The sequence below is a fragment of the Variovorax pasteuri genome (genome assembly GCF_051216435.1).
In the GTDB taxonomy this organism is placed as follows: domain Bacteria; phylum Pseudomonadota; class Gammaproteobacteria; order Burkholderiales; family Burkholderiaceae_C; genus Variovorax.
On the sequence record NZ_JBPJZS010000009.1, the window covers coordinates 30,451 to 53,217 of the forward strand.

Below are 22,767 nucleotides of genomic sequence, written 5' to 3' on the forward strand. Positions count from 1 at the left end.
GCCGGCCTTGCGTTCGGAACCGGAAAACCCGGGGCCAGAAGCTCAGAACGGAATGTCGTCGTCCATGTCGTCGAAGCCCGACGACGACTTGGCAGGGGCCTGGCGTGGTGCCGGCGCCGGAGCGCGCGGTGCGGCTGCAGGCGCACGCGGGGCATAGCCTCCGCCACCACCATTGCCGCCACCACTCGCACCGCCGCCGTTGCCGCCTTGCGAATAGCCACCACCACCGCCGCCACCTTGCGAGTAGCCGCCGTCGTCCTCGGGGCCGCCCGCCGGGCCGCCCATGCCTTGACGGCTGCCGAGCATCTGCATCTGGTCGGCGCGGATTTCGGTGGTGTACTTTTCGATGCCGTCCTTGTCGGTCCACTTGCGCGTGCGCAGGCTGCCTTCGACGTACACCTGCGAGCCCTTGCGCAGGTACTGGCCGGCAATTTCGGCCAGGCGGCCGTTGAAGACGATGCGGTGCCACTCGGTGGCTTCGCGCATTTCGCCGCTTTGCTTGTCTTTCCAGCGATCGGTGGTGGCCACTGTGACGTTCGCGACCTGGTCGCCGCTCGGGAAAGTCCGCATTTCGGGGTCGCGCCCCAGGTTGCCGACGACGATGACCTTGTTGACCGATGCCATATGCACTGCCCCTGATAAGTAGATGAAGGAGAAGGAAAAAGAACCGGAGATTGTGCCCCAAGGCCATCGGCCGCAGGCCGCCAGACCCGGCCCGAATGCACCCCAATGCGCCCGACTGCCAGAATGGACCACACCGATGAACCGCGAACCTGACTTTTTCGAGCACCTGCGCACCGAGTTGCGCGGCGGCCGCATCTGGCTCGACCGGGCCATCGTGCTGGGCTACGCCATTGCGGCCGGGCTCTTCGTGGTGGGCTTCACCTTCGCCAGCGACTGGGTCTTCGGCCAGTTCCACCGCTTCTACCGCGCCTGGCCCTGGGCGGTGCTGCTGACCACGCCGCTCATCACCGCCGGCATCGTCTGGGCCACGCTGCGGTTCTTTCCCGGCGCGGGCGGCTCCGGCATTCCGCAGATCAAGGCGGCGCTGCACCCGGACCTGCCCGAGGAACGGCGCTCCATGTTCGCCTCGCTGCGGCTCACGGTCGCCAAGATCGGCCTGGGCGTGGCCGGCTTCGCGGCCGGCCTGTCGATCGGGCGCGAGGGCCCGTCGGTGCAGGTGGCGGCCGGGGTCATGCAGCACGCGCGGCGCTGGCTGTCGCCCCACACCGCCATCGACGGCCGCGCGCTGCTGGTGGCCGGCGGGGCCGCCGGCATCGCGGCGGCGTTCAACGCGCCGCTGGCGGGCGTGGTGTTCGCCATCGAGGAGCTGTCGGGCCGGCTCGAGGCCCGCTCCAGCGGGCTGATCATCACGGCCATCGTGCTGGCGGGCCTGGTGGCGGTGTCGGCCTTCGGCAACGCCAGCTACTTCGGCGTGATCCGCGTGCAGCGGCTGGGCTGGGACGCGCTCGGCCCCGGCCTGCTGGTCACCCTGCTGAGCGGCGCGGCCGGCGGGCTGTTCGCGCGGCTTCTGATCGCCTCGCTGACCGGGGCGGCCCACGGCGCACCGGGGCGCTTGCACCGCTGGCGGGCGCGTTTTCCGGTGCGCTTCGCGGCCGCCGGCGGGCTGGCGGTGGCGGTCATCGGGCTGGTGACGGGCGGCGTCACCTTCGGCGCGGGCTCCGAGGCGGTCAAGCAGATGCTGCAGGGCCACGACGAGCTGACGCCGCTCTATACCGTGCTGAAGTTCGTCGCCACCTGGCTCACCGCCTGGTGCGGCGTGCCGGGCGGCATCTTCGCGCCGTCGCTGTCGATAGGCGCAGGCATCGGCGACGCGGTGGCCCGGCTGGCCGCCGGCGACCTGGGGCCGGCGCTCATCGCCATGGGCATGGCCGGCTTCCTGGCCGCGGTGACGCAGGCGCCGCTCACCGCCTTCATCATCGTGATGGAAATGGTGGACGGCCATTCGATGGTGCTGAGCCTGATGGCCGCGGCCATGCTGGCCAGCCTGGTGTCGCGCATGATCAGCCGCCCGCTGTACGACACGCTGGCCGAGCACATGGTCGACCGGGCCATCGGTAGCGCGGCGCCGGTGCACCCGCCCCCGCCGGACAGCCCCGCCCCCAGCCCGACAGAAGCCGCCCGCTCGCCATGAAATGCCCGGCGGACTATCATGTCCGGTTGCCCTCGGACGATCGCCCCCTTTGAATTCCAAAGCCACTGAACAAGCCGAACATCGCGCTGAACACGCCGAACGCGAGGAGCGCGAACGTGACGCCCAGCGCGAACGCGACACCTACCTCGGCGCCGTGCTCGCGCAGCAGCGCATCAGCATCCGCGGTGCGCGCACCCACAACCTGAAGAACGTCGACCTCGACATTCCGCGCAACAAGCTGGTGGTCATCACCGGGCTGTCGGGCTCGGGCAAGTCGAGCCTGGCGTTCGACACGCTGTATGCCGAAGGGCAGCGGCGCTATGTGGAGAGCCTGTCGGCCTATGCGCGGCAGTTCCTGCAGCTCATGGACAAGCCCGACGTCGACGTGATCGAGGGGCTGTCGCCCGCCATCAGCATCGAGCAGAAGGCCACCAGCCACAACCCGCGCTCCACCGTGGGCACGGTGACCGAAATTCACGACTACCTGCGCCTGCTGTATGCGCGCGCCGGCACGCCCTACTGCCCCGACCACCACCTGCCGCTGCAGGCGCAGACGGTGTCGCAGATGGTCGACGCCACGCTGGCCCTGCCCGGCGAGCCGCGCCTGATGATCCTGGCGCCCGTGGCGCGCGAGAAGAAGGGCGAGTTCCTCGAGCTGTTCACCGAGATGCAGGCCGCGGGCTACGTGCGCTTTCGCGTCGACGGGCAAACCTACGAATACAACGACCTGCCCAAGCTCAAGAAGACCGAGAAGCACGACATCGACGTGGTCATCGACCGCCTGCGCGCGCGCCCAGACATGCAGCAGCGCCTGGCCGAGAGCTTCGAGGCCGCGCTGCGCCTGGCCGAGGGCCGGGCGATCGCGCTGGAGCTGGGTGCAAGGCCGGAAGGCAGCGCCGATGGCGCTGCGGGCGCGGCCGACAAGGAGCACCTGTTCAACGCCAAGTTCGCCTGCCCGATCTGCCACTACTCGCTGTCGGAGCTGGAGCCGCGCCTGTTCTCGTTCAACTCGCCCGTGGGCGCCTGCCCCAGCTGCGACGGCCTGGGCCACCGCGAGGTGTTCGACCCGGCACGGGTGGTGGCGTTTCCGTCGCTGTCGATCGCCAGCGGCGCCATCAAGGGCTGGGACCGGCGCAACGGCTACTACTTCAGCATGATCGAGAGCGTCGCGAAGCACTACAAGTTCGACGTCGACGCGCCCTTCGAGTCATTGCCGGCCTCGGTGCAGCAGGTGCTGCTGAACGGCTCTGCCGCCGAGGAGATCAAGTTCAACTACACCATGGAGTCGGGCAACTTCGTGGGCAAGAAGCTCACGAAGAAGCACCCCTTCGAGGGGATCATCCCGAACATGGCACGGCGCTACCGCGAGACCGACTCGGTGATGGTGCGCGAAGACCTCGCGCGCTTTCGCAACCTGCAGCCCTGCCCCGATTGCGGCGGTTCCCGCCTGCGGCGCGAGGCGCGCAACGTGTTCCTGGTGGACGAATCGGCGCGTCCGGCAGAGGGTGGCGAACCACCCCGCATGGCGATCTTCGAGCTGAGTCACCTGACCCTGCGCGACTCGCTGGCCTGGTTCCAGAACCTCAAGCTGCGCGGCTCCAAGGCCGACATCGCCGACAAGGTGGTGCGCGAGATCGGCCTGCGCCTGAAGTTCCTGAACGACGTGGGCCTGAACTACCTGAGCCTGGACCGCAGCGCCGAGACGCTCTCGGGCGGCGAGGCGCAGCGCATTCGCCTGGCCTCGCAGATCGGCTCGGGCCTCACCGGCGTGATGTACGTGCTCGACGAGCCCAGCATCGGACTGCACCAGCGCGACAACGACCGGCTCATCGGCACACTGAAGCATCTGCGCGACATCGGCAACAGCGTGATCGTGGTCGAGCACGACGAGGACATGATCCACGCCGCCGACCACGTGATCGACATGGGCCCCGGCGCGGGCGTGCACGGCGGGCGCGTGATGGCGCAGGGCACCTATGCCGAGGTGTCGGCCAACCCCGAATCGCTCACCGGCCAGTACCTCTCGGGCGTGCGCAGGATCGAGGTGCCGAAACACCGCACCGCCTGGCTGCCGGTCGTGAAGAAGGCCGCCTTCAATGAAGGCAAGAAGGCCTCGCGCTTCGCGCCCAGCCCCGCGGCCGAACGGCGCGCCGCGCGCGAAGCGGCGCACCTGGCCTCGCAAAGCGACCTGCAGGAAATTCGCGTGGTCAACGCCACCGGCAACAACCTGAAGAACGTGAGCGTGGCCTTCCCGGTCGGCCTGCTGACCTGCGTGACGGGCGTGTCGGGCTCGGGCAAGTCGACGCTGGTGAACGACACCCTCTACACCGCCGTGGCGCGCACGCTGTACCGTGCGCACGAGGAGCCGGCCGCGCACGAGGCCATCGAAGGCATCGAGTACTTCGACAAGGTCATCAACGTCGACCAGAGCCCCATCGGGCGCACGCCGCGCAGCAACCCGGCCACCTACACCGGCCTGTTCACGCCCATCCGCGAGCTGATGGCCGAGACCAACACCGCGCGCGAGCGCGGCTACGGCCCGGGCCGCTTCAGCTTCAACGTGGCCGGCGGGCGCTGCGAGGCCTGCCAGGGCGACGGCGTGGTGAAGGTCGAGATGCACTTCCTGCCCGACGTGTACGTGCCCTGCGAGGTGTGCCACGGCCAGCGCTACAACCGCGAGACGCTCGAGGTGCTCTACAAGGGCAAGAACATCGCGCAGATCCTCGAGATGACGGTGGAGACCGCGCACGAGTTCCTGAAGGCCGTGCCCACCATCGAGCGCAAGCTGCGCACGCTGCTGGACGTGGGCCTGAGCTACATCAAGCTGGGCCAGTCGGCCACCACGCTGTCGGGCGGCGAGGCGCAGCGCGTGAAGCTCGCGCTGGAGCTCAGCAAGCGCGACACCGGCCGCACGCTGTACATCCTGGACGAGCCGACCACCGGCCTGCACTTCGCCGACATCGAGCTGCTGCTGAAGGTGCTGCACCAGCTGCGCGACGCGGGCAACACCATCGTGGTGATCGAGCACAACCTGGACGTCATCAAGACGGCCGACTGGCTCATCGACATGGGCCCCGAAGGCGGCGCGGGCGGAGGCACGGTGGTGGGCGAAGGCACGCCGGAAGACATTGCGGCGAACGAAGCGAGCCATACCGGGCGGTACCTCAAGCGCCTGCTGTGACCGTGCCTTCCTTCACCCCGCGCCAGCTCGTCCTTCTCGTTCTCCTGACCCTCGTGTGGGGCTTCAACTGGCCGGTGATGAAGCTCGGCGTGGCCGACTACCCGCCGCTCGGCTTTCGCGCCATCTCGATCTGGCTCGGCCTGCCCGTGCTGGGCCTCGCGCTGCTATGGATGAAGGTGCCGTTCCGCGTGCCGCGCAGCGCGTGGGCCGAGCTGGTGTGGCTGGGCGCGACCAACATGTTCATCTGGCACGCCTGCATCATCCTCGCGGTGAAGGCGCTCTCGGGCGGGCGCGCGGCGATCCTGGGCTACACGATGCCGGTGTTCTCCGCCGTCATCGGCGCGCTGCTGTTCTCGGCCGTGCTCACGCGCCGTGCGTGGCTGGGCGTGGGCGCCTGCGCGGTCGGCGTGGGGCTGCTGCTGTGGCACGAGCTCACCGACCTGTCGGGGCGGCCCGGCTATGTGGCGCTGGCGCTGGCGGCCGCCGCCACGTGGGCGCTGGGCACGCAGCAGCTGCGCCACACGCGCATCGGGCTGCCGACGCTCACGATCTCCTTCTGGATGACGGCGATGACCGCGGTGGTGATGACCGTGCTCTCGCTGCTGTTCGAGCGGAACCGGCTGGCCTGGCCGGGGAGCGTGACGTGGGGATCGATCGGCTACAACGCGGTGCTGATCTTCGGCTTTGCGCACGCCGCATGGTTCTACCTGGCGCGCGGCCTGCCGCCCATTGCCTCGACGCTGAGCGTGATGTTCATCCCCGTGCTCGGCGTGTTCAGCGGCGCGGTGTGGCTCGGCGAGGCCGTGCACTGGCAGGACGGGGTGGCGATGGTGCTGATGGTGGTGGCCATCGCCTCGGTGCTGCTGCCCTCGCGCGCCGCCGCGAAGGCCTGAGCGGGCGGATTCAGGTCGTCGTCTGCACGTGCAGGCGGCTGGTCTTGCAGCGGTGCAGCGCGCGGTAGTGCTCCAGCGGCCTTCCGTTGGCGCCGTAGGCGATCGACTCGATGCGCAACAGCGGCTCGGGTGTGGGCAGGTTCAGCAGTTCGCAGGTGGCCGCATCGGGCAGCACCGCGTCGATCCAGCGTTCGGCGCGCACCAGGCGCAGCCCGTACTGGCGGCGCAGCACGTCGTAGAGCGAGCGGTCGTCCAGCCGCGTGCGGTGCAGCCCCGGCGCCAGGTCGGCGGGCACCACGGTTTCCACCAGCAGGCGCAGCTCGCCGTCCACGCTGCGCAGGCGCTTGAGCGCCACCACCTGCGTGTCGTCGGTCAGGCCGAGCGAGGCGGCTTCCTGCTCGGTGGGCGCGCGCAGCTCCTGCGTGAGGATCTGCGTGCGCACCGAGCGGCCCTTGCGCTCCATTTCGTCGGAGAAGCCGAGCACGGTGGAGACGAAGTCTTCGTCGCGCTCGCGCGCCGACACGAAGGCGCCGCGGCCCTTGATCTTGTAGATGAGGTTGTTGCGCACCAGGTCGGCCAGGGCCTCGCGCACCACGATGCGCGAGATGCCGAACTGCTCGCCGAGCTCGGCTTCCGACGGCAGCTTGGCGCCGATGGGCAGCACGCCCTGCAGGATCTGCAGGCGAAGCGCGTCGCGGAACTGGGCCCACAGGGGAGATTCGGAGCCGCGGTCGAGCACGGTCGAAGTATCGGTCGAAGAGTTCACGTGGAGGGCTGGCCTGCGGCCTGAGGTGTCGTCAATGATGCATCGAAAGCGGTGTGCGCCCGCGCCGCCACCGGCGAAAGGCCCACGCCGTGCCGATCGCGCAACGCGGTGGCGCAGGCCTGAAGCTCGTCGTGGGCCTGCCGTGCGTCCCAGCCGAGCGCTTCGGCGGCGATGCCTGCCATCTCGGCCAGCACGGCGTCGGTGACGAGGCCGCGAATCGCCAGCAGCGTGCGGCGGATCACCAGGTCGTCCAGGTGGACCACGCCGGTTTCCAGGCACAGGTAGGAGAGTTCGGCGACCGTGTAGTCGGGCGCATGCTGCAGCGGCACGTCGCCCGAGGCCCCGAGGCGCTGCGCCAGCGGCAGCGCCTTCGAGCCGTAGCGGTGCAGCAGTGCCTGCGCCCGCGCGCGGCCCACGCCCGACGACGCCACCATGCGGTCGAGAAAGCGCGCCGTCGCGTGGGCATCGCCCGGCAGCTCCGCGCCGCCGCCGATGGGAATCAGCTCCGTGGACGCCGTGCGCGGGCGGCCCAGCTGCCGCAGCACTTCGTCGGTGGCTTCTTCCGCGAGCGCGCGGAAGGTCGTCCACTTGCCGCCGACGAGGCCGACGATCGGAATGTCGCGCGACGCGTTCGGCAGGTCGACCACCACCGAATGGTCGCGCGAGATCTGGCCGGGCTTGTCGGCGTCGGAGCGCGCGAGCGGGCGCACGCCGACGTAGGTGTAGACCACATTGCCGCGCCCGAAAGCCAGGTTCGGGAACACCTCCGCCAGCACGTCGAGCAGGTAGTCGACCTCGGCCGGCTCGGTGCCGATCTGGTCGGGGTCGTCCACCGGAATGTCGGTGGAGCCCACCAGCACGCGGTCCAGGAACGGATAGACGATGCACACGCGCCCGTCCACCGCCTCGAAGTACGCCATGCGGCCTTCGAGCGCGTCGCGCAGCGCGGGGTGGTCGAGCACCAGGTGCGAACCCTTGGTGCCCATCACCCGGGACTTGATGCGCGAGCCCGCGCCACCCAGCACCGCGGTGCTGCGGTCCAGCCACGCGCCGCTGGCGTTCACCACCGTGTCGGCCGTCACGCGCACCAGTGCGCCGGTGATCTCGTCGCGCAGCGTGAGGATGTTGCCCGCGCAGCCCATCACGCGGCAGTAGTTGGCGGCGGCCGAGCGCGGCTGGTCGCGGCAGGCGTCGCCGATGAGTTCGAGCACCAGCCACTCGGGGTGGCTGATCCACGCATCGAAGAAGGTGGCGGTCCAGCGCACCGCCGCGCGGAACAGGTTGCGGTCGGCCGGCGGCACGCGGGCGATGCGGTGGTTGGGCATCACGCGCTGGCGGCGGCCCAGCAGGTCGTACAGCCGCAGGCCCGCGGCCACGGCCAGCAGGCCGCGCGTGCGCTGCGGCGGCGTGCGGCCGAAGAACTTGAGCGCGCTGCTCATGAGGCCGCCGAAGAAGCTCGACAGCGGCACCACCGTCTTCAGCGGCTGCACCAGGTGCGGCGCGTTGCGCAGCAGCAGGTTGCGCTCGCGCGTGGCCTCGGCCACCAGCGAGAAGCTGCCGTTCTCCAGGTAGCGCAGGCCGCCGTGGATCATGCGCGACGGCGCGCTGCTGGCGCCCGCGCTGAAGTCGCCCTTGTCGACGATGAGGCAGTCCACGCGCTGCAGGCAGAGGTCGCGGAACACACCCACGCCGTTGATGCCGGCGCCGACGATCACGGTGGAGAAATGGCGGTCGGCCAGGGCAGCCGGACGCACGAAGGGCAGTTGCCAGGCGCTCATTGCGCGGCTCCGGCCAGGTGGGAAAACACAGGGGACATGGTGTCGATCAGTTCGTTGAAGCCGGCGTTGAAGTCGGCATGGGCGCGCGCCTGGGCGGCGTCGGGTTCGACCGTGTCGCAGGGCGCGAGCAAGGCGCTGCCTTGCGCGGCGCGGTCGATGCCTTGCGACATGGCGGCGTAGAGCGCCGCGCCGCGCGCGCCGGTCTCGTCGTCGGCGCAGCGTTCGACCGGACGGCCGAGGAACGAGGCCAGCAGCCGCACGAGCCGCGTGTCGCTCGCACCGCCGCCGAGCACGGTCGATGCGGACACCGGCAGGCCGCAGGCCGCAAGGCGCGCGGTGTGGCGCGCATGCAGCGCGGCGACCGCATCGACCACCGCACGCGCCATGTCGCCGCGCGTGTGATGGCTCTTGAGGCCCACGAAGCCCGCCGTCACACCCCCGCCGCCGTTCACGAACGGCAGGAAGCGCAGGCCGCCGGCGCCCAGCGGCACCGACATCGCCAGGTCGACCACCGCGCGCGCATCGGGCAGGCCCAGCACGCCGGCCAGCCATGCGATGTTGGCCATGGAGGACGGGCTGTTCTCCATGTAGAGCCGCCTGTCGGCGCGGCCGAAGTTCACGACCGCCGCGACATCGGGCTTGGGCTCGATCACCGGCCCGATCACCGCGTTGACGCACCATGTGCCGAAGACCGACACCGCGCGCCCTCTTCCCTCGGCGCAGATGGCCGTCATGGAGGCCAGCAGGTCGATGGCGCCCATCGCGACAGGAATGCCGGCCGGCAGGCCGCACAGCGCGGCTTCGGCCGGCCGCAGCGTGCCGACGACCTCGCCGCTGGTCACCAGCGGGCCGAAGGCACGCGGCCCGAGGTCGGCGATGCCGGATGCGTCGAAGGCCGCCTGCGACCAGCCGCCCGTGGCGATGGCCACCAGCCCCGCGGTGCTCGCGTCGCTCGCGTCGGTGGCAATTTCGCCTGTCAGCAGAAAACCGAGGTAGTCCTTGGCGAACAGCAGCCGGCGCACCGCGCCGCGCTGCACGGCGTCGGTGCCGAGCAGCTCCGCCGCGATCACGGTCGGTTGCCCCGGCCACGGCTGGCAGCCGACGTCCGCGAAGAGCGCCTTGCCATGGCTCGCCGCCAGGGAACGCGCACGCGCGTCGGCGCGCTGGTCGGTCGAGGCGACCGCCCTGCCGCCCACCAGTTCGTTCTTCGCGTCGAGCGCGTAGAGCCCCGCGCCGTGGCCCGTGCAGCCGATGGCGCGGACCTCGGCCACGCGGGCGCCGAGCTGGTGGGCGACGTCGCGCAGCACGTGGGTCAGGGCCGCGCGGATGGCCGTGGCGGCCACCTCGCATCCCCCGCCAGGCAGCCGGTCGTGCGGCAATTGCATTCGGGACAGGGCGACGGCCCGGCCGCTCCCGGCTTCGAGGGCCAGGGCTTTCAGGCTGCTCGACCCCATGTCGATGCCGATGAGTATGTTGGGCTTCATGTCATAACAGCTTCGGCGGAATAAAAGCGGGTTGCCAGTAGCGTTTCCCCTAGTTATCGCTTCAAACTCGCTGCGCTTACATTCTACCTGTCATAACAACTGTCGTGACACAGAGGATCAAAGCGCTGCCCCGAAAGGGCAGCACCGCAAGTTGAGCCACCCAACGCGAGGAGACAAAAAATGAGGCGAAATTTCCTGAAGTCCGCAGCGGCCGCCGGCATCGGCCTGGCCGGTGCGAGCGCATTCGCGCAGCAGCAAGCCGCCGCCCCGGCAGCCGGTGCGGCAGGCGCCGGTTTGCGCGGCAACGCCAGCGACGTCTACGTGATGAACGTGATGGTGTCGGGCGTGGAGTACTGGTTTCCGGTCTACGAAATGATGAAGCAGCTCGGCCGCACGCTGGGCGTTCGCACCCGCTACACCGGCACGCCCGAGTACGACGTGAACAAGCAGCTCGCGTCCTTCGAGCAGGAGCTGGCGCGCAAGCCCGCGGGCATCCTGCTGCACCCGATGAACCCCGACCCGTTCATCGAGCCCATCAACCGCGCGGCGGCGATGGGCATTCCGGTGGTCACCTTCGCGGCCGACTCGCCCAACTCCAAGCGCACCTCGTTCATCACCTCGGACAACGACCGTGAAGGCACGCAGGCCGCCGACGCGATTGCCGCGTCGATGGGCGGCAAGGGCGAATACGCCGTGCTGGAGAACCCGGGCCAGGACAACCACGACCGCCGCATCGCCGCCTTCGTGAACCGCATGAAGACCAAGCACCCGGGCATGAAGCTGGTCGGCCGCGCCGCCAGCAACCAGGACCCGAACAAGGCCTACCAGGCGGTGCTGAGCCTGGCGCAGGCCAACCCGAACCTGGGCGCGCTGTTCATGCCCGAAGCCAACTCGGCGCTGGGCGCGGCGCAGGCCAAGGTCGAGAGCAAGAAGAACATCAAGGTGATGTGCTGCGACGTGAACGCCAAGATCCTGGACATGATCAAGTCGGGCGACGTGTTCGGCTCCATCAACCCGAACCAGGGCATGCAGGGCTACATGGGCATGATGATGCTGTTCCTGGCGAAGAACCCGGGCCTCATCGACCCGATGAACGACGCCAAGCGCAACGGCACCAACCCGATGGCCGTGCCCTTCCTGGACAACGGCCTGGCGGTGGTCAGCAAGGCCAACGCCGACGACTTCTACTGGGACAAGTACCTCGCGCGCCGCGGCACCAAGGGAATCGGCGAGTGAGCCAGGAGACCGCAATGAGCGCCACGGGCGCCTTGCTCGAACTGCGCGGCATCAGCAAGCGCTTCGGCGCTTCGCGCGCGCTCACGGGGGTGGACTTCTCGCTGCAGCGCGGCGAGATCCACGCGCTGTGCGGCGAGAACGGCGCGGGCAAGTCCACGCTGATGAACATCATCGACGGCATCCACCGGCCCGACGAAGGCGAGATCTCGCTCGACGGGCAACAGGTGGTCATCGACGGCCCGGCGCACGCCATGCGCCTGGGCATCGGCCTGGTGCACCAGGAGATCGCCCTGTGCGCCGACGCCACCGTGGCCGAGAACATCTTCATGCCTGAAATCAACGCCGGCAAGCACGCGTGGATGAACTACGCCAGCCTGAACGAGCGCGCCGCCAGGGTGCTGCAGCGGCTGGGCCAGGACGTGGACCCCGCCTGCCTGGTGAAGGACCTGAGCATCTCCACGCAGCAGCTCATCGAGATCGCCAAGGCGCTCACGCTCGACTGCAAGGTGCTCATCCTCGACGAGCCGACCGCCGCGCTCACCGACAACGAATCGGCCGCGCTCTTCAAGGTGCTGCACGACCTGAAGGACCAGGGCATCGGCATCATCTACATCAGCCACCGCATGGCCGAGATCTTTGCGCACTGCTCGCGCGTGACGGTGCTGCGCGACGGGCGCAACGTGCACAGCGGGCCGCTGGCCGAACTGAACGCGGACGGCCTGGTGCGCCGCATGGTCGGGCGCGACCTGGGCAACTACTACCCGCCGAAGCAGGACGATGCAACCCACGGCGAGCCGGTGCTCGAAGTGCGCGACATCGCCGACGGCGAGCGCGTGCACGGCATCTCGTTCACGTTGAAGCGCGGCGAGATCCTCGGCATCGCGGGCCTCATGGGCGCGGGCCGCAGCGAACTCGCCGAAACCGTGTGCGGCCTGCGCACGGCCACGCGCGGCACGGTGCGCCTGCGCGGCAAGGCATTGACGATCCGCAAGTACAGCGACGCGCTGCGCGAAGGCATCGCCTACCTCAGCGAAGACCGCAAGGCGGCGGGCGTGTACCTCGACCTGCCCATTGCGCAGAACATCGCCTCGATGGCGCTCAAGCGCGTGAGCTCGCGCTTCGGCCTGCTGCAGCGCCCGGCCGAGCACAAGCTGGCGCTGGAACTGGGCGCCAAGCTCAAGCTCAAGAGCGACGGCGTGGACATCGACGTGGCCAGCTTGTCGGGCGGCAACCAGCAGAAGGTGGCCATCGCCAAGCTGCTGGCCACGCACCCCTCGGTCCTGCTGATGGACGAGCCCACGCGCGGCGTGGACGTGGGGGCCAAGTCGGAGATCCATCACATCCTGCGCGAGCTGGCGAACCAGGGCGTGGGCGTGGTGGTGATCTCTTCGGAGCTGCCCGAGATCATCGGGCTGTGCGACCGCGCGCTGGTGATCCGCGACGGCCGGCTGGCCGGCGAGGTGCAAGACAACGACATGACGGAAGAGGCGCTGCTGCGGCTGGCCTCCGGACTTTGCGAACAGGAAACAGCATGAACTACCCGGCACAACTCGACGCGGGGGCGCCCGCGGGCCTCGCGCCACGACAGCAAGGCGGCGACCCCCTGAAGCCCGCCAACAAGCTCACCAGCATGCGCGAGATGGGCCTGCTGCTCATCATCGCGGTGCTGTGCGTGGCCATGAGCTTCGCGTCGCCCTACTTCCTGACCTGGGACAACGTGCGCGCGATGCTGCTGTCCTTCTCCATCGAGGGCATCGTGGTGGTGGGCATGACCATCCTGCTGATCGTCGGCGGCATCGACCTGTCGGTGGGCTCGGTGGTGTGCTTCGCGATGGTGGTCACGGGCAAGCTCTTCCTCATGGGGTTCGACCCGTGGACGGCGGGGCTGATCGCCATTGCGGCCAGCGCGGGCATCGGCGCGATGATCGGCGGCTGCGTCACGCGCATCGGGCTGAACCACTTCATCGCCTCGCTGGCGTTCATGGTGATCGTGCGCGGCCTGTGCCTGGCGCTCACGCAGGGCACGCCGCAGTCGCTGTTCTCGCTGCCGGCGGAGTTCAAGTTCATCGGCCAGGGCACGCTGTTCGGCATTCCGGCCGTGATCCTGATCTTCCTGGCGATCGTGGTGGTGAGCGACTTCGTGCTGCGCCGCGCCTCGCTGTTGCGCCGCGTGTTCTACACGGGCAGCAACGAGAAGGCGGCGCTGTACTCGGGCATTCGCGTGGGCCATGTGAAGTTCTGGGTCACGGTGCTGTGCTCGGCCTGCGCGGGCCTGGCCGGCGTGATCTACACGGCGCGCTTCGGCGCCGCCACCCCCACCTTCGGCGTGGGCATGGAGCTCAACGTGATCGCCGCCGCCGTCATCGGCGGGGCCAGCCTGAAGGGCGGCTCGGGCACGGTGCTGGGCGCCGTGCTGGGCCTGGCGCTGCTGTCGGTGGTGACCAGCTCGCTCATCCTGCTGGACGTGTCGCCTTACTGGCAGGACGTGATCAAGGGCCTGATCCTGCTCGCGGCCGTGACCATCGACCACCTCATGAACACGAGAAAGACCAAGCGATGAACAACGCAGCGATGAAGAAGACCACCCTGGGCCCCTCGGGCATCGAATGCTCGGCCATCGGCCTGGGCACCTGGGCCATGGGCGGCTGGATGTGGGGCGGCGGGGACAACGCGGCCGCCGTGCTGGCCATCCAGGCCTCGCTGGACGCGGGCGTGACGCTGATCGACACCGCACCGGCCTACGGGCTCGGTCGTTCGGAAAGCATCGTCGGCACGGCCTTGAAAGGCCGCCGCCAGGAGGCCGTGATCGCCACCAAGTGCGGGCTGGTGTGGCACACGCAGAAGGGAACGCACTTCTTCGAAGAAGACGGGCATCCGGTGTACCGCTACCTGGGGCGCGAATCGGTCTTCCACGAATGCGAGCAGAGCTTGAAGCGCCTGCAGACCGACTACATCGACCTGTACATCACGCACTGGCAGGACAGCACCACGCCCGTGGCCGAGACCATGGACGCGCTGCTCGAACTCAAGAAGCAGGGAAAGATCCGCGCCATCGGCGTGAGCAACGTGAGCCCCGAAACGCTCGCCGAGTACCTGCGCTACGGCCCGGTCGATGCGGCGCAGGAGCGCTACAGCCTGATCGACCGCGAGATCGAGCAGACGCTGGTGCCGCTGTGCAGCGAGCACAACGTCGCGGTGCTGGGCTACTCGTCGCTGGCGCTGGGCCTGCTCGCCGGCCCCATCGACCCCGCGCGCCAGTTCACCGGCGACGACCAGCGCGCCACCAACCCGCGCTTCAGCGCGGACAACCGCGCCAGGCTCAAGGCCTTCTTCGACGAGCTGGAGCCGCTGCGCAAGCACCTCGAATGCTCGTTCGGCCAACTGATGATCGCGTGGACGCTGGCGCGCGGCAGCGTGCAGGTGGCGCTGTGCGGCGCGCGCGTGAGCAAGCAGGCCGTGGAGAACGCGGCCGCCGGCTCGCTCGCGCTGCGCGACGACGCGCTGCAACTCATCGATGCGGCGGCGGGCAAGTACCTGCACACGCTGGCCTGATCTTCTTCACACCCCCCACACAAGGACCTTTTCGTATGTCGAAGGACAAGACCGCACGCCTGAACCGGCTGCTGACCAACGGGCGCTGCCTGGACATCGCGCTCGACCACGGCGTGTGCAACGAGCCCTCGTTCCTCAACGGCCTGGAAGACATGCCCGCCGTCGTCGACAAGCTGGTGGCCGCGCGCCCCGACGCGCTGCAGCTCAACCACGGCCAGGCCGACCTGCTGCAGGACCGCCCGGGCCGTGACAAGCCCGCGCTGGTGCAGCGCATCGACATGGGCAACCCCTACAACGCCACCGCGCACCGCGTGATGTGGGCGCTGCTGCAGAACGAGCACGACCCGGTGCTGCCCGCGGTGCAGCGCGACGCGGCCTGCGTGGTGGTGAACCTGTTCATGCTGCCGAACGAGCCCGACCTGTTCCGCCAGTGCGTGCAGAACATTTCGCGCGTGCGCGCCGACTGCGACCGCTACGGCATGCCGCTGATGATCGAGCCGCTGGTGATGCGCCCGCACAGCGAGCAAGGCGGCTACATGGTCGACGGCGACGCCGAGAAGATCGTCACGCTCGTGCGCCTGGCGCGCGAGATGGGTGCCGACATCGTCAAGGCCGACCCCACCACCGACCCCGCCGATTTCCACCGCGTGGTGCAGGCCGCGCGCTGCCCCGTGCTCGTGCGCGGCGGCGGACGCGAAGACCTGCAGCAGGTGTTCGCACGCTCGCGCGTGCTGATGGACCAGGGCGCGGTCGGCATGGTGTACGGACGCAACGTGTACCAGCATGCCAACCCGTCGGCGGTGGTGGACGCATTGATGGCCATGATCCACCGCGGCGCGAGCGCCAAGGAGGCATGGGACATCTACGAATCGGGCGGCGCGCAGAAAAAAGCAATGTGAAGTGACGACGTAGCGCCGTCGACAACGAGGAGAGGGAGAGGCTGGACGGCCGGCGGCGGACTCGCCGCCGGCCGGGTGCGCCCCTGCGCGCGCACTTTTGCGAGTGACCCAACAACCTGGAGGCGACGATGAAAATCCGGTATTACTTGATGGCGTTCCTGCTGCCATTCGTCACGCTGCTGACGCACGCGGCAATCACCGGGGTCAGTCCGATGACGACCCTGAACAACATGGCCACGGCGGTGGCCCAGGCCGTGGCCGACCCGCTCCCGGTGCAGGGGCCCGGCCTGGGCAACCTCACCTACACCTCGGCCGAACTGTTCAAGCCGGTGTCGATGATCACGAGCGCCGCGCATCCGCTCGATCCCGCGCACAGCGCCGCCTACGAGTCGCGCGAGGTGCCGGCCACGTACCCGGGCCGCAAGGACTACGGCATGAACGCGGGCATCATGATCAACGGCTACTTCCTCACCTCCTTCGCGCCGGACAGCGGCCTCGGCCCGGGCGGCTTCCTGCTGTACGACGTGTCGAACCCGCGCCAGATCCAGCTCGTCAAGAAGATCTACGAGCCCGAGGCCCGCACCAAGGAGTTTCGCGAGACCCATTCCTTCGGCACCGCGAAGATCGGCGGCAAGACGTACGTGGTGCTGCCCAGCATCAACGGCGTGGAGTTCTGGGACTTCACCGACATCAACGACATCAAGCAGGTGAAGAAGCTGGCACTGCCCGGCGTCAACGGCGGCGACTACGAAGACGTGGCCTGGCAACTGTGGTGGCAGGCGCCCTACCTGTACGTGGCCTCGGCGGGCCGCGGCATCTTCATCGTCGATGCGAGCGACCCCGCGAATGCCGTGGTCGCGAACCGCGGCACGGGCAAGCCCAACCCCGTACCCACCGGCGAGCTCGGCGGCTTTCGCATCGGCCCGATCTTCACGATGGGCAACCACATGGTGCTGACCGCGATGGAAAGCAACGGCGGTTTCGCCAGCCTGGACATCTCCGACCCGCTCAACCCCAAGGTGCTCGATGCCATCGTGGGCACCACGCCGTTCTACTACGCGACCTGCTTCGACGGCAGGAACCTGCACACCTCCGCGCGCAACAGCGGCGCCAAGATGTACAGCTACGACCTGAGCGACCGCTCGCGCTTCGTGCCCGAGGACAACCGGCTCGTCATCGACGAACAGCTGTACTGCGCCACGCAGGACAACTACGTCATTCAAGGCGCGCAGACCCGCATCCACAAGGTGGACGTGAGCAATCCGTTGAACCACGTCGAGGTGGGCCGCGGCAGCATCCTGCGCGAGGACGACCCGAACTTCTCGCACTCTGACAACGGACAGGTCGCGATGTTCGGCAACCTCGTCTTCGTGGGCAACGACCACGGCTCGGGCAGCGGCTTCATCGTGCACCAGGTCGATCCCGACACCACCAAGCCTGAAGTCAAACAGGTCTCGCCCGCCAACGGCGCGAAGCAGCAGGCGCTGACCTCGCGCATCGGCCTGGGCATGACCGACAACATCCGCCCCGAGAGCGTGAACGCCAACACCTTCATCGTGCGGCCGGTGGGCGGCAACACGCTGGCGGGCACCTACAGCGTGCAGCTGGGCATCGTGAACTTCCACCCCGAGCAGCCGCTGCAGCCGGGCACCAGCTACGAGGTGTTCCTGCCGGCCAACGGCGTGAAGGACTATGCGGGCAACGCCATCGGTGCGGACTACACCTCGGTGTTCCACACCGGCAACGCGACCGACATCAGCCTCATGCACCACTGGACGCTGGCGGGCAACCTCTCGGATCAGATCGGCGCCAACAACGGCACGCCGGTCTCGGGGGACGCCTTCGAGAGCATCGGCCTGAACTTCGCCAACCGCACCGCGGGCGTGCCGCTGAAGAACGACACGGTGGCCACCGTGCTGGGCGGCACCGCCTCGCTGAGCTTCTACATGAAGACCACGCAGGCCGGCGCCGCGAATTCGTGGACCGCACCCGGCCTCTTCGGGCGCGACCAGGTCAGCGGCACGGACGACGTGTTCTGGGGCTGGCTGGACACCGGCGGGCGCATCAAGCTGTCGGTCGGCAACGAGGCGGGCACCACCTCCGCCGCGGCGGTGAACGACGGCGCCTGGCACCACGTGGTGCTGACGCGCGACGCGGCCTCGGGCGCGCAGACGGTGTACGTCGACGGCGTGAAGACCTCGTCTGCAGGCCTCACCGGCAACAAGGGCCTGTCGAACAAGTTCCAGGTGCTGGGCCAGATCCAGGGCAACGCGGCCCTCTTCAAGGGCACGCTGGCGGAAGTGCGCGTGTACGGGCGCGTGCTGAACGACGCCGAGGTCGCCACGCTGCGCAGCCAGGCCATCATCGGCGACCCCGGCATCGGCGGCGGGCCGAAGGTGGTCAACGGGCAGCTGGTGTTCGCCCCCGCCACGCTGGGCGCCAACGGCGCGCAGTACCGCTGGAACTTCGGCAACGGCACGCAGACGGCCTTTGCGAGCCAGCCGGGCTACACCTACACCTACACGAGCCCCGGTCACTACACGGTGACGCTGACGGTGCGCGACACGGCGGGCCGCGAAAGCTACTACACGTACAACGTGACGGTGATCGCACCGGTCACCGCGCGCGCGCCCACGCACACCACCAACATCGCGGGCGACGCCAACTCGGTGTATTCGGTCAACCCCGACAGCGGCACGGTCGCCGCCATCGACGCGCAGACCCTGGCCAAGCGCTGGGAGACGCGCGTGGGCGACGAGCCGAAGACGCTGGCCGTGGGGCCCGACGGCCGCATCTGGGTGTCGGTGCACGGCGAAGACAAGCTGGTGGCGCTGAACGCGGCCGACGGCGCCGTTTCCGCCACGGTGTCGCTGGGCTACGGCAGCGGACCTTACGGCGTGATCTTCACGCCTGACGGTACCAAGGGCCTGCTCACGCTGGAGAGCAAGTCGGCGCTGATGAGCTTCGACCCCGCCAACGGCAACGCCACCGGCACCGTGCCGCTGCAGGGCGAGGTGCGCGGCATCGCGGTGAGCGCCGACTCGCAGGTGGCCTACGTGACGCGCTTCAAGTCGAAGCTCACCGGCGGCCAGCTGCACAAGGTGAACCTGCAGAGCCTGAGCGCGATAGGCACCATCGCGCTGCCGGTGGACACCACCACGGTGGACACCGAGAGCCGCGCGCGCGGCGTGGCCAACTACCTGAGCCAGGTGGTCATTTCGCCCGACGGCACGCGCGCCGTGCTGCCATCGAAGAAGGACAACATCGTGCGCGGCAAATTCCGCGACGGCACGAACCTCGTGCACGACCAGACGGTGCGCTCCATCCTGTCGCAGGTCGACCTGCAGCAGGCGACGGAAAAGTTCGACGAGCAGATCGACTTCGACGACCGCGCTCCCGCGCGCGCCGCGCTGTTCTCCCCGGCGGGCGACTACCTGTTCGTGGCGCAGATGGAGGGCAACCGCGTGGCCATCGTCGACAGCTACACGCGCTCGGTGCGCGGCGAGATCAACGCGAGCAGCGCGCCGCACGGGCTGTACCTGGACGCGGTGCGCAAGCGGCTGTTCGTCAACAACTTCCTCGCGCGCTCGGTCACGGTGCACGACGTGGCGACGGTGCTGACGTCCGAAAGCAATGCCCCGACCTTCCTGCAGACGGTGCAGACGGTGGCCACGGAGCCGATGGCCGCGGCGGCCCTGCGCGGCAAGCAGGTGTTCTACAACGCCTCCGACCGGCGCATGAGCAAGGACAACTACATCTCCTGCGCGAGCTGCCACGCGGACGGCGGCGACGACGGCATGGTGTGGGACTTCACCCAGCGCGGAGAGGGCCTGCGCCGCACCATCAGCCTGCAGGGCAAGCGCGGCACCAGCCACGGCAAGCTGCACTGGACGGCCAACTTCGACGAGGTGCAGGACTTCGAGCACGACATCCGCAACGAGTTCGGCGGCACCGGCTTCCTGAGCAACGCCGACTTCACGGCCACCTCCGACCCGCTGGGCGCACCCAAGGCCGGCAAGAACGCGCAGCTGGACGACCTGGCGGCCTACCTGGGCTCGCTGAACAAGTACCTGCGCAGCCCCGCGCGCATGTCGGACGGCAGCCTGAGCGTGGAGGCGGTGCGCGGCCAGACCGTGTTCAACACCGCGCAGTGCGCCACCTGCCACACCGGCGGCACGCTGCGCGACGGGTTGCGGCACGACGTGGGCACCATCCAGCTCTCGTCGGGCAAGGGCATCAACCAGCCGCTGGCGGGCGTGGGCTTCGACACACCGACGCTGTCGGGCACCTGGAACGCCGCATCGTTCTTCCACAACGGGCAGGCGGCCACGCTGCAGGACGTGCTGGCCGGCGGGCACGGCAATGCGTCTAGCCTGCCGCCATCAGACGTGGTGGCGTTGCGCGAGTACGTGCGCTCGCTGGACACGGCCCCGCCGTTCGTCGCGCAGCTGCGTTCGGAGCTCAGCGGCATGTGCGTGAACATCAAGGGCGGCGCGGCGGCCAGCGGTACCACCGCGGTGCAATGGCCCTGCGGCAACGCGAGCCATGAGAAGTTCACGGTGACACCGCTCATCGGCGGCTACGTGCAGTTCGTGGCCGAGCACAGCGGGCTGTGCCTGGCGCAGAACGGCACGGCCACCACCAACGCACCGGTGGTGCAGGTGGCCTGCTCGGCGGGCAACACGGCGCAGTGGAGCGTGGTCGGCGGCGCGTTGAAGAACCGGGCCTCGGGTTCGTGCCTCGACGTGCCGAACAGTTCGACCACGCAGGACACGGCGCTGATCACCTGGACCTGCAACGGCGGCAACAACCAGAACTGGGCGCAGATTCAGTAGACCGGGCTCGCCCCCAGGCCGAGCTTGGGCTCGCCCCCAGGCCGAGCTTGGGCTCGCCCCCAGGCCGAGCTTGGGCTCGCCCCCAGGCTTCGCGCACTTCGTGTCGCTGCTCCTTCCCCCTACCGGGGGCAACACCTGCGGCCCGGCGAAGCCGGTTCCGCGGTGTTCCACGACAGGCCGGCCGTTGAAACGGCCGGCTTTTTTCGTTCGCGCGGCGCCCTGCGCATGACCTCTCACGTCATGGACCGTGCGCACCCTCTCTGGAAAAGTACCTCCATCGATTCACCAACCCCCAGGAGAAAACACCATGACCGGCTTCAACATCCTTCCCCTCGCCGTCGCCTTGCTGATCGGCATCGCGGCGCTCGGCTCGTGCCTGGGCATCGGGCTGGTCGGACAGAAGTTCTTGGAGAGCACCGCGCGCCAGCCCGAGCTGGTCGACACGCTGCAGACCAAGTTCTTCCTGGTGGCGGGCGTGACCGACGGCGCCTTCATCATCGCCACGGGCATCGGCCTGTGGTTCGCCACCGCCAACCCGTTCGGCTGACCCGGTGAGGCGCCCCGCGAGGCCCCGCAAAACAGGGCCCGCGCACCAGGAAGTGACATGAACCACTGGCACCATTCGTGCTAGCACCGTTGACACCGAATTGTTTATGGTTAAAGTATTTAGCTATCAACGGTTCGATGTTGACGGTGCCGCAGGGAGCGGTGCCGATGCGTCGTTTCACCCCTTCCTCGCCGGAGAATCCATGAGCCATCTGTCCCCGAAGTCGCCCGCGCTGCCGCGCACCCTGCTCTCGCTGCTGCTGTGCGGCGCAGCCCTCGGCACCTCGATCTCGGCCATGGCCGCGCCGGTCAAGGTGGGCTTGGCCCTTGATATCTCAGGGCCATTCGCGGCACTCGGCGCCGAGGCGCGCGACGGCTTCGCGCTCGGCATCAAGCAGCTGGGCGGCAAGCTCGGCGGGCAGGACGTGGAGTTCGTGCAGGCCGACATGGCCGGCAGCCCCGACCAGGCCAAGCAGCTGGTCGACCGCATGATCCAGCGCGACAAGATCGACATCTTCAGCGGCCCCATCGGCTCCAACGTGGCGCTGGCCGTGGGCCCGACGCTGTTCGCCGCCAAGGTGCCGTACCTCTCGGCCAACGCCGGCCCCAGCCAGTTCGCGGGCGCGCAGTGCAATGCCTTCTTCTTCGGCACCGCCTACCAGAACGACCAGTTCCACGAGGCCGCCGGCAAGTTCGCACAGGACCGCGGCTTCAAGAAGACCGTGCTCATCGCCCCCAACTACCCCGCCGGCAAGGACGCGCTGGGCGGCTTCAAGCGCCAGTTCAAGGGCCAGGTGGCCGACGAGCTCTACACCAAGCTCGGCCAGATCGACTACGCCGCCGAACTCGCGCAGCTGCGCGCGGCCAAGCCCGACTCCATCTACTTCTTCCTGCCCGGCGCGATGGGCATCAACTTCATCAAGCAGTTCGTGGGCGCGGGCCTGTCGAAGGACATCACGCTGGTCACCAGCGGCTTCTCGGCCGACGAGGACGTAATCGGTGCCGTGGGCGAGCCGATGCTCGGCCTGTTCAACACCTCGCACTGGGCGCACGACCTGGACAACGCGGCCAACAAGCAGTTCGTGGCCGCCTTCCGCAAGGAATACAACGGCCGCTACCCGTCGGTGTACGCGGCGCAGGCCTATGACGCCATCCTGGCCATGGACGCGGCCGTGAAGCAATCGGGCGGCAACGCGCAGAACCGCGAAGCCGTGGTGGCGGCACTGAAGAAGGCCAACTACGCCTCCACGCGCGGCAGCTTCAAGTACGCGAACAACCACTACCCCATCGAGAACTTCTACCTTCGCGTGATCGGCAAGGACGCGCAGGGCAAGGTCACGAACAAGCTGATCAACACGGTGCTGACCAACTACGGCGACTCCTACGCCGACAAGTGCCCGCTGAAGTAAAGCTCGCCCCCAGGCTTCGCGGCACTTCGTGTC

General features: G+C 68.8%; 15 protein-coding genes. 11 read left to right on the forward strand and 4 right to left on the reverse strand.

Going from position 1 to position 22,767, the window contains the following annotated elements; translation table 11 throughout:
• Nucleotides 1-42 precede the first annotated feature (42 nt).
• Nucleotides 43-624, reverse strand: coding sequence for a single-stranded DNA-binding protein (ssb, locus tag ACSFBM_RS26820; protein ID WP_435487128.1), 582 nt, complete (start codon nt 622-624; stop codon nt 43-45).
• Between the two features lie 136 nt (nt 625-760).
• On the opposite strand from ssb, the gene ACSFBM_RS26825 reads away from it, so the two are divergent.
• From ACSFBM_RS26825 to ACSFBM_RS26835, 3 genes are read left to right on the forward strand one after another with little or no spacing between them, the layout of a single operon-like run.
• Nucleotides 761-2,155, forward strand: coding sequence for a chloride channel protein (locus tag ACSFBM_RS26825; protein WP_435487129.1), 1,395 nt, complete (start codon nt 761-763; stop codon nt 2,153-2,155).
• Between the two features lie 49 nt (nt 2,156-2,204).
• Nucleotides 2,205-5,336, forward strand: a complete 3,132-nt coding sequence (gene uvrA / locus ACSFBM_RS26830) for an excinuclease ABC subunit UvrA (RefSeq protein WP_435487130.1) — start codon at nt 2,205-2,207, stop codon at nt 5,334-5,336.
• 2 nt (nt 5,337-5,338) lie between these two features.
• A complete protein-coding gene (locus ACSFBM_RS26835; protein WP_435487131.1) occupies nt 5,339-6,229 on the forward strand; it encodes a DMT family transporter in 891 nt (296 codons plus the stop codon).
• 10 nt (nt 6,230-6,239) lie between these two features.
• Here ACSFBM_RS26835 and ACSFBM_RS26840 read toward each other — a convergent pair whose 3' ends face one another.
• Genes ACSFBM_RS26840 through ACSFBM_RS26850 form a run of 3 tightly spaced genes read right to left on the reverse strand, consistent with a single transcriptional unit; the run spans nt 6,240 to nt 10,257 of the window.
• Nucleotides 6,240-6,995: a GntR family transcriptional regulator gene (locus tag ACSFBM_RS26840; RefSeq protein WP_435438925.1), complete on the reverse strand. Its 756-nt coding sequence runs from the start codon at nt 6,993-6,995 to the stop codon at nt 6,240-6,242.
• Nucleotides 6,992-8,773 (reverse strand): glycerol-3-phosphate dehydrogenase/oxidase, encoded by a 1,782-nt coding sequence (locus tag ACSFBM_RS26845; protein WP_435487132.1) that lies wholly within the window; start codon nt 8,771-8,773, stop codon nt 6,992-6,994. The genes ACSFBM_RS26840 and ACSFBM_RS26845 overlap by 4 nt, the downstream gene beginning before the upstream one ends.
• Nucleotides 8,770-10,257 (reverse strand): FGGY family carbohydrate kinase, encoded by a 1,488-nt coding sequence (locus ACSFBM_RS26850; RefSeq protein ID WP_435487133.1) that lies wholly within the window; start codon nt 10,255-10,257, stop codon nt 8,770-8,772. The genes ACSFBM_RS26845 and ACSFBM_RS26850 overlap by 4 nt, the downstream gene beginning before the upstream one ends.
• A gap of 180 nt (nt 10,258-10,437) precedes the next feature.
• Here ACSFBM_RS26850 and ACSFBM_RS26855 point away from each other — a divergent pair, with 180 nt between their 5' ends.
• The 8 genes from ACSFBM_RS26855 to ACSFBM_RS26890 all read left to right on the forward strand — a co-directional run bounded on the left by ACSFBM_RS26855 (nt 10,438) and on the right by ACSFBM_RS26890 (nt 22,734).
• A complete protein-coding gene (locus ACSFBM_RS26855) occupies nt 10,438-11,493 on the forward strand; it encodes a substrate-binding domain-containing protein (protein WP_435487134.1) in 1,056 nt (351 codons plus the stop codon).
• 14 nt (nt 11,494-11,507) lie between these two features.
• A complete protein-coding gene (locus ACSFBM_RS26860; RefSeq protein ID WP_435487135.1) occupies nt 11,508-13,028 on the forward strand; it encodes a sugar ABC transporter ATP-binding protein in 1,521 nt (506 codons plus the stop codon).
• Nucleotides 13,025-14,053 carry an ABC transporter permease gene (locus tag ACSFBM_RS26865; RefSeq protein ID WP_435487136.1) on the forward strand — a complete coding sequence of 343 codons (1,029 nt, stop codon included), beginning with the start codon at nt 13,025-13,027 and terminating at the stop codon, nt 14,051-14,053. Before ACSFBM_RS26860 ends, ACSFBM_RS26865 begins: the two co-directional genes overlap by 4 nt.
• Before the next feature lie 11 nt (nt 14,054-14,064).
• Nucleotides 14,065-15,045, forward strand: a complete 981-nt coding sequence (locus ACSFBM_RS26870) for an aldo/keto reductase (protein WP_435487311.1) — start codon at nt 14,065-14,067, stop codon at nt 15,043-15,045.
• A gap of 35 nt (nt 15,046-15,080) precedes the next feature.
• Nucleotides 15,081-15,944 carry a class I fructose-bisphosphate aldolase gene (locus ACSFBM_RS26875; protein WP_435487137.1) on the forward strand — a complete coding sequence of 288 codons (864 nt, stop codon included), beginning with the start codon at nt 15,081-15,083 and terminating at the stop codon, nt 15,942-15,944.
• Nucleotides 15,945-16,072: 128 nt separating this feature from the next.
• Entirely contained in the window at nt 16,073-20,779 is a 4,707-nt protein-coding gene (locus tag ACSFBM_RS26880) for an RICIN domain-containing protein (protein WP_435487138.1), read from the forward strand.
• A gap of 307 nt (nt 20,780-21,086) precedes the next feature.
• Nucleotides 21,087-21,326: a F0F1 ATP synthase subunit C gene (gene atpE / locus ACSFBM_RS26885; protein WP_435438917.1), complete on the forward strand. Its 240-nt coding sequence runs from the start codon at nt 21,087-21,089 to the stop codon at nt 21,324-21,326.
• 202 nt (nt 21,327-21,528) lie between these two features.
• Nucleotides 21,529-22,734, forward strand: a complete 1,206-nt coding sequence (locus tag ACSFBM_RS26890) for an ABC transporter substrate-binding protein (RefSeq protein WP_435487139.1) — start codon at nt 21,529-21,531, stop codon at nt 22,732-22,734.
• Nucleotides 22,735-22,767 lie beyond the last annotated feature (33 nt).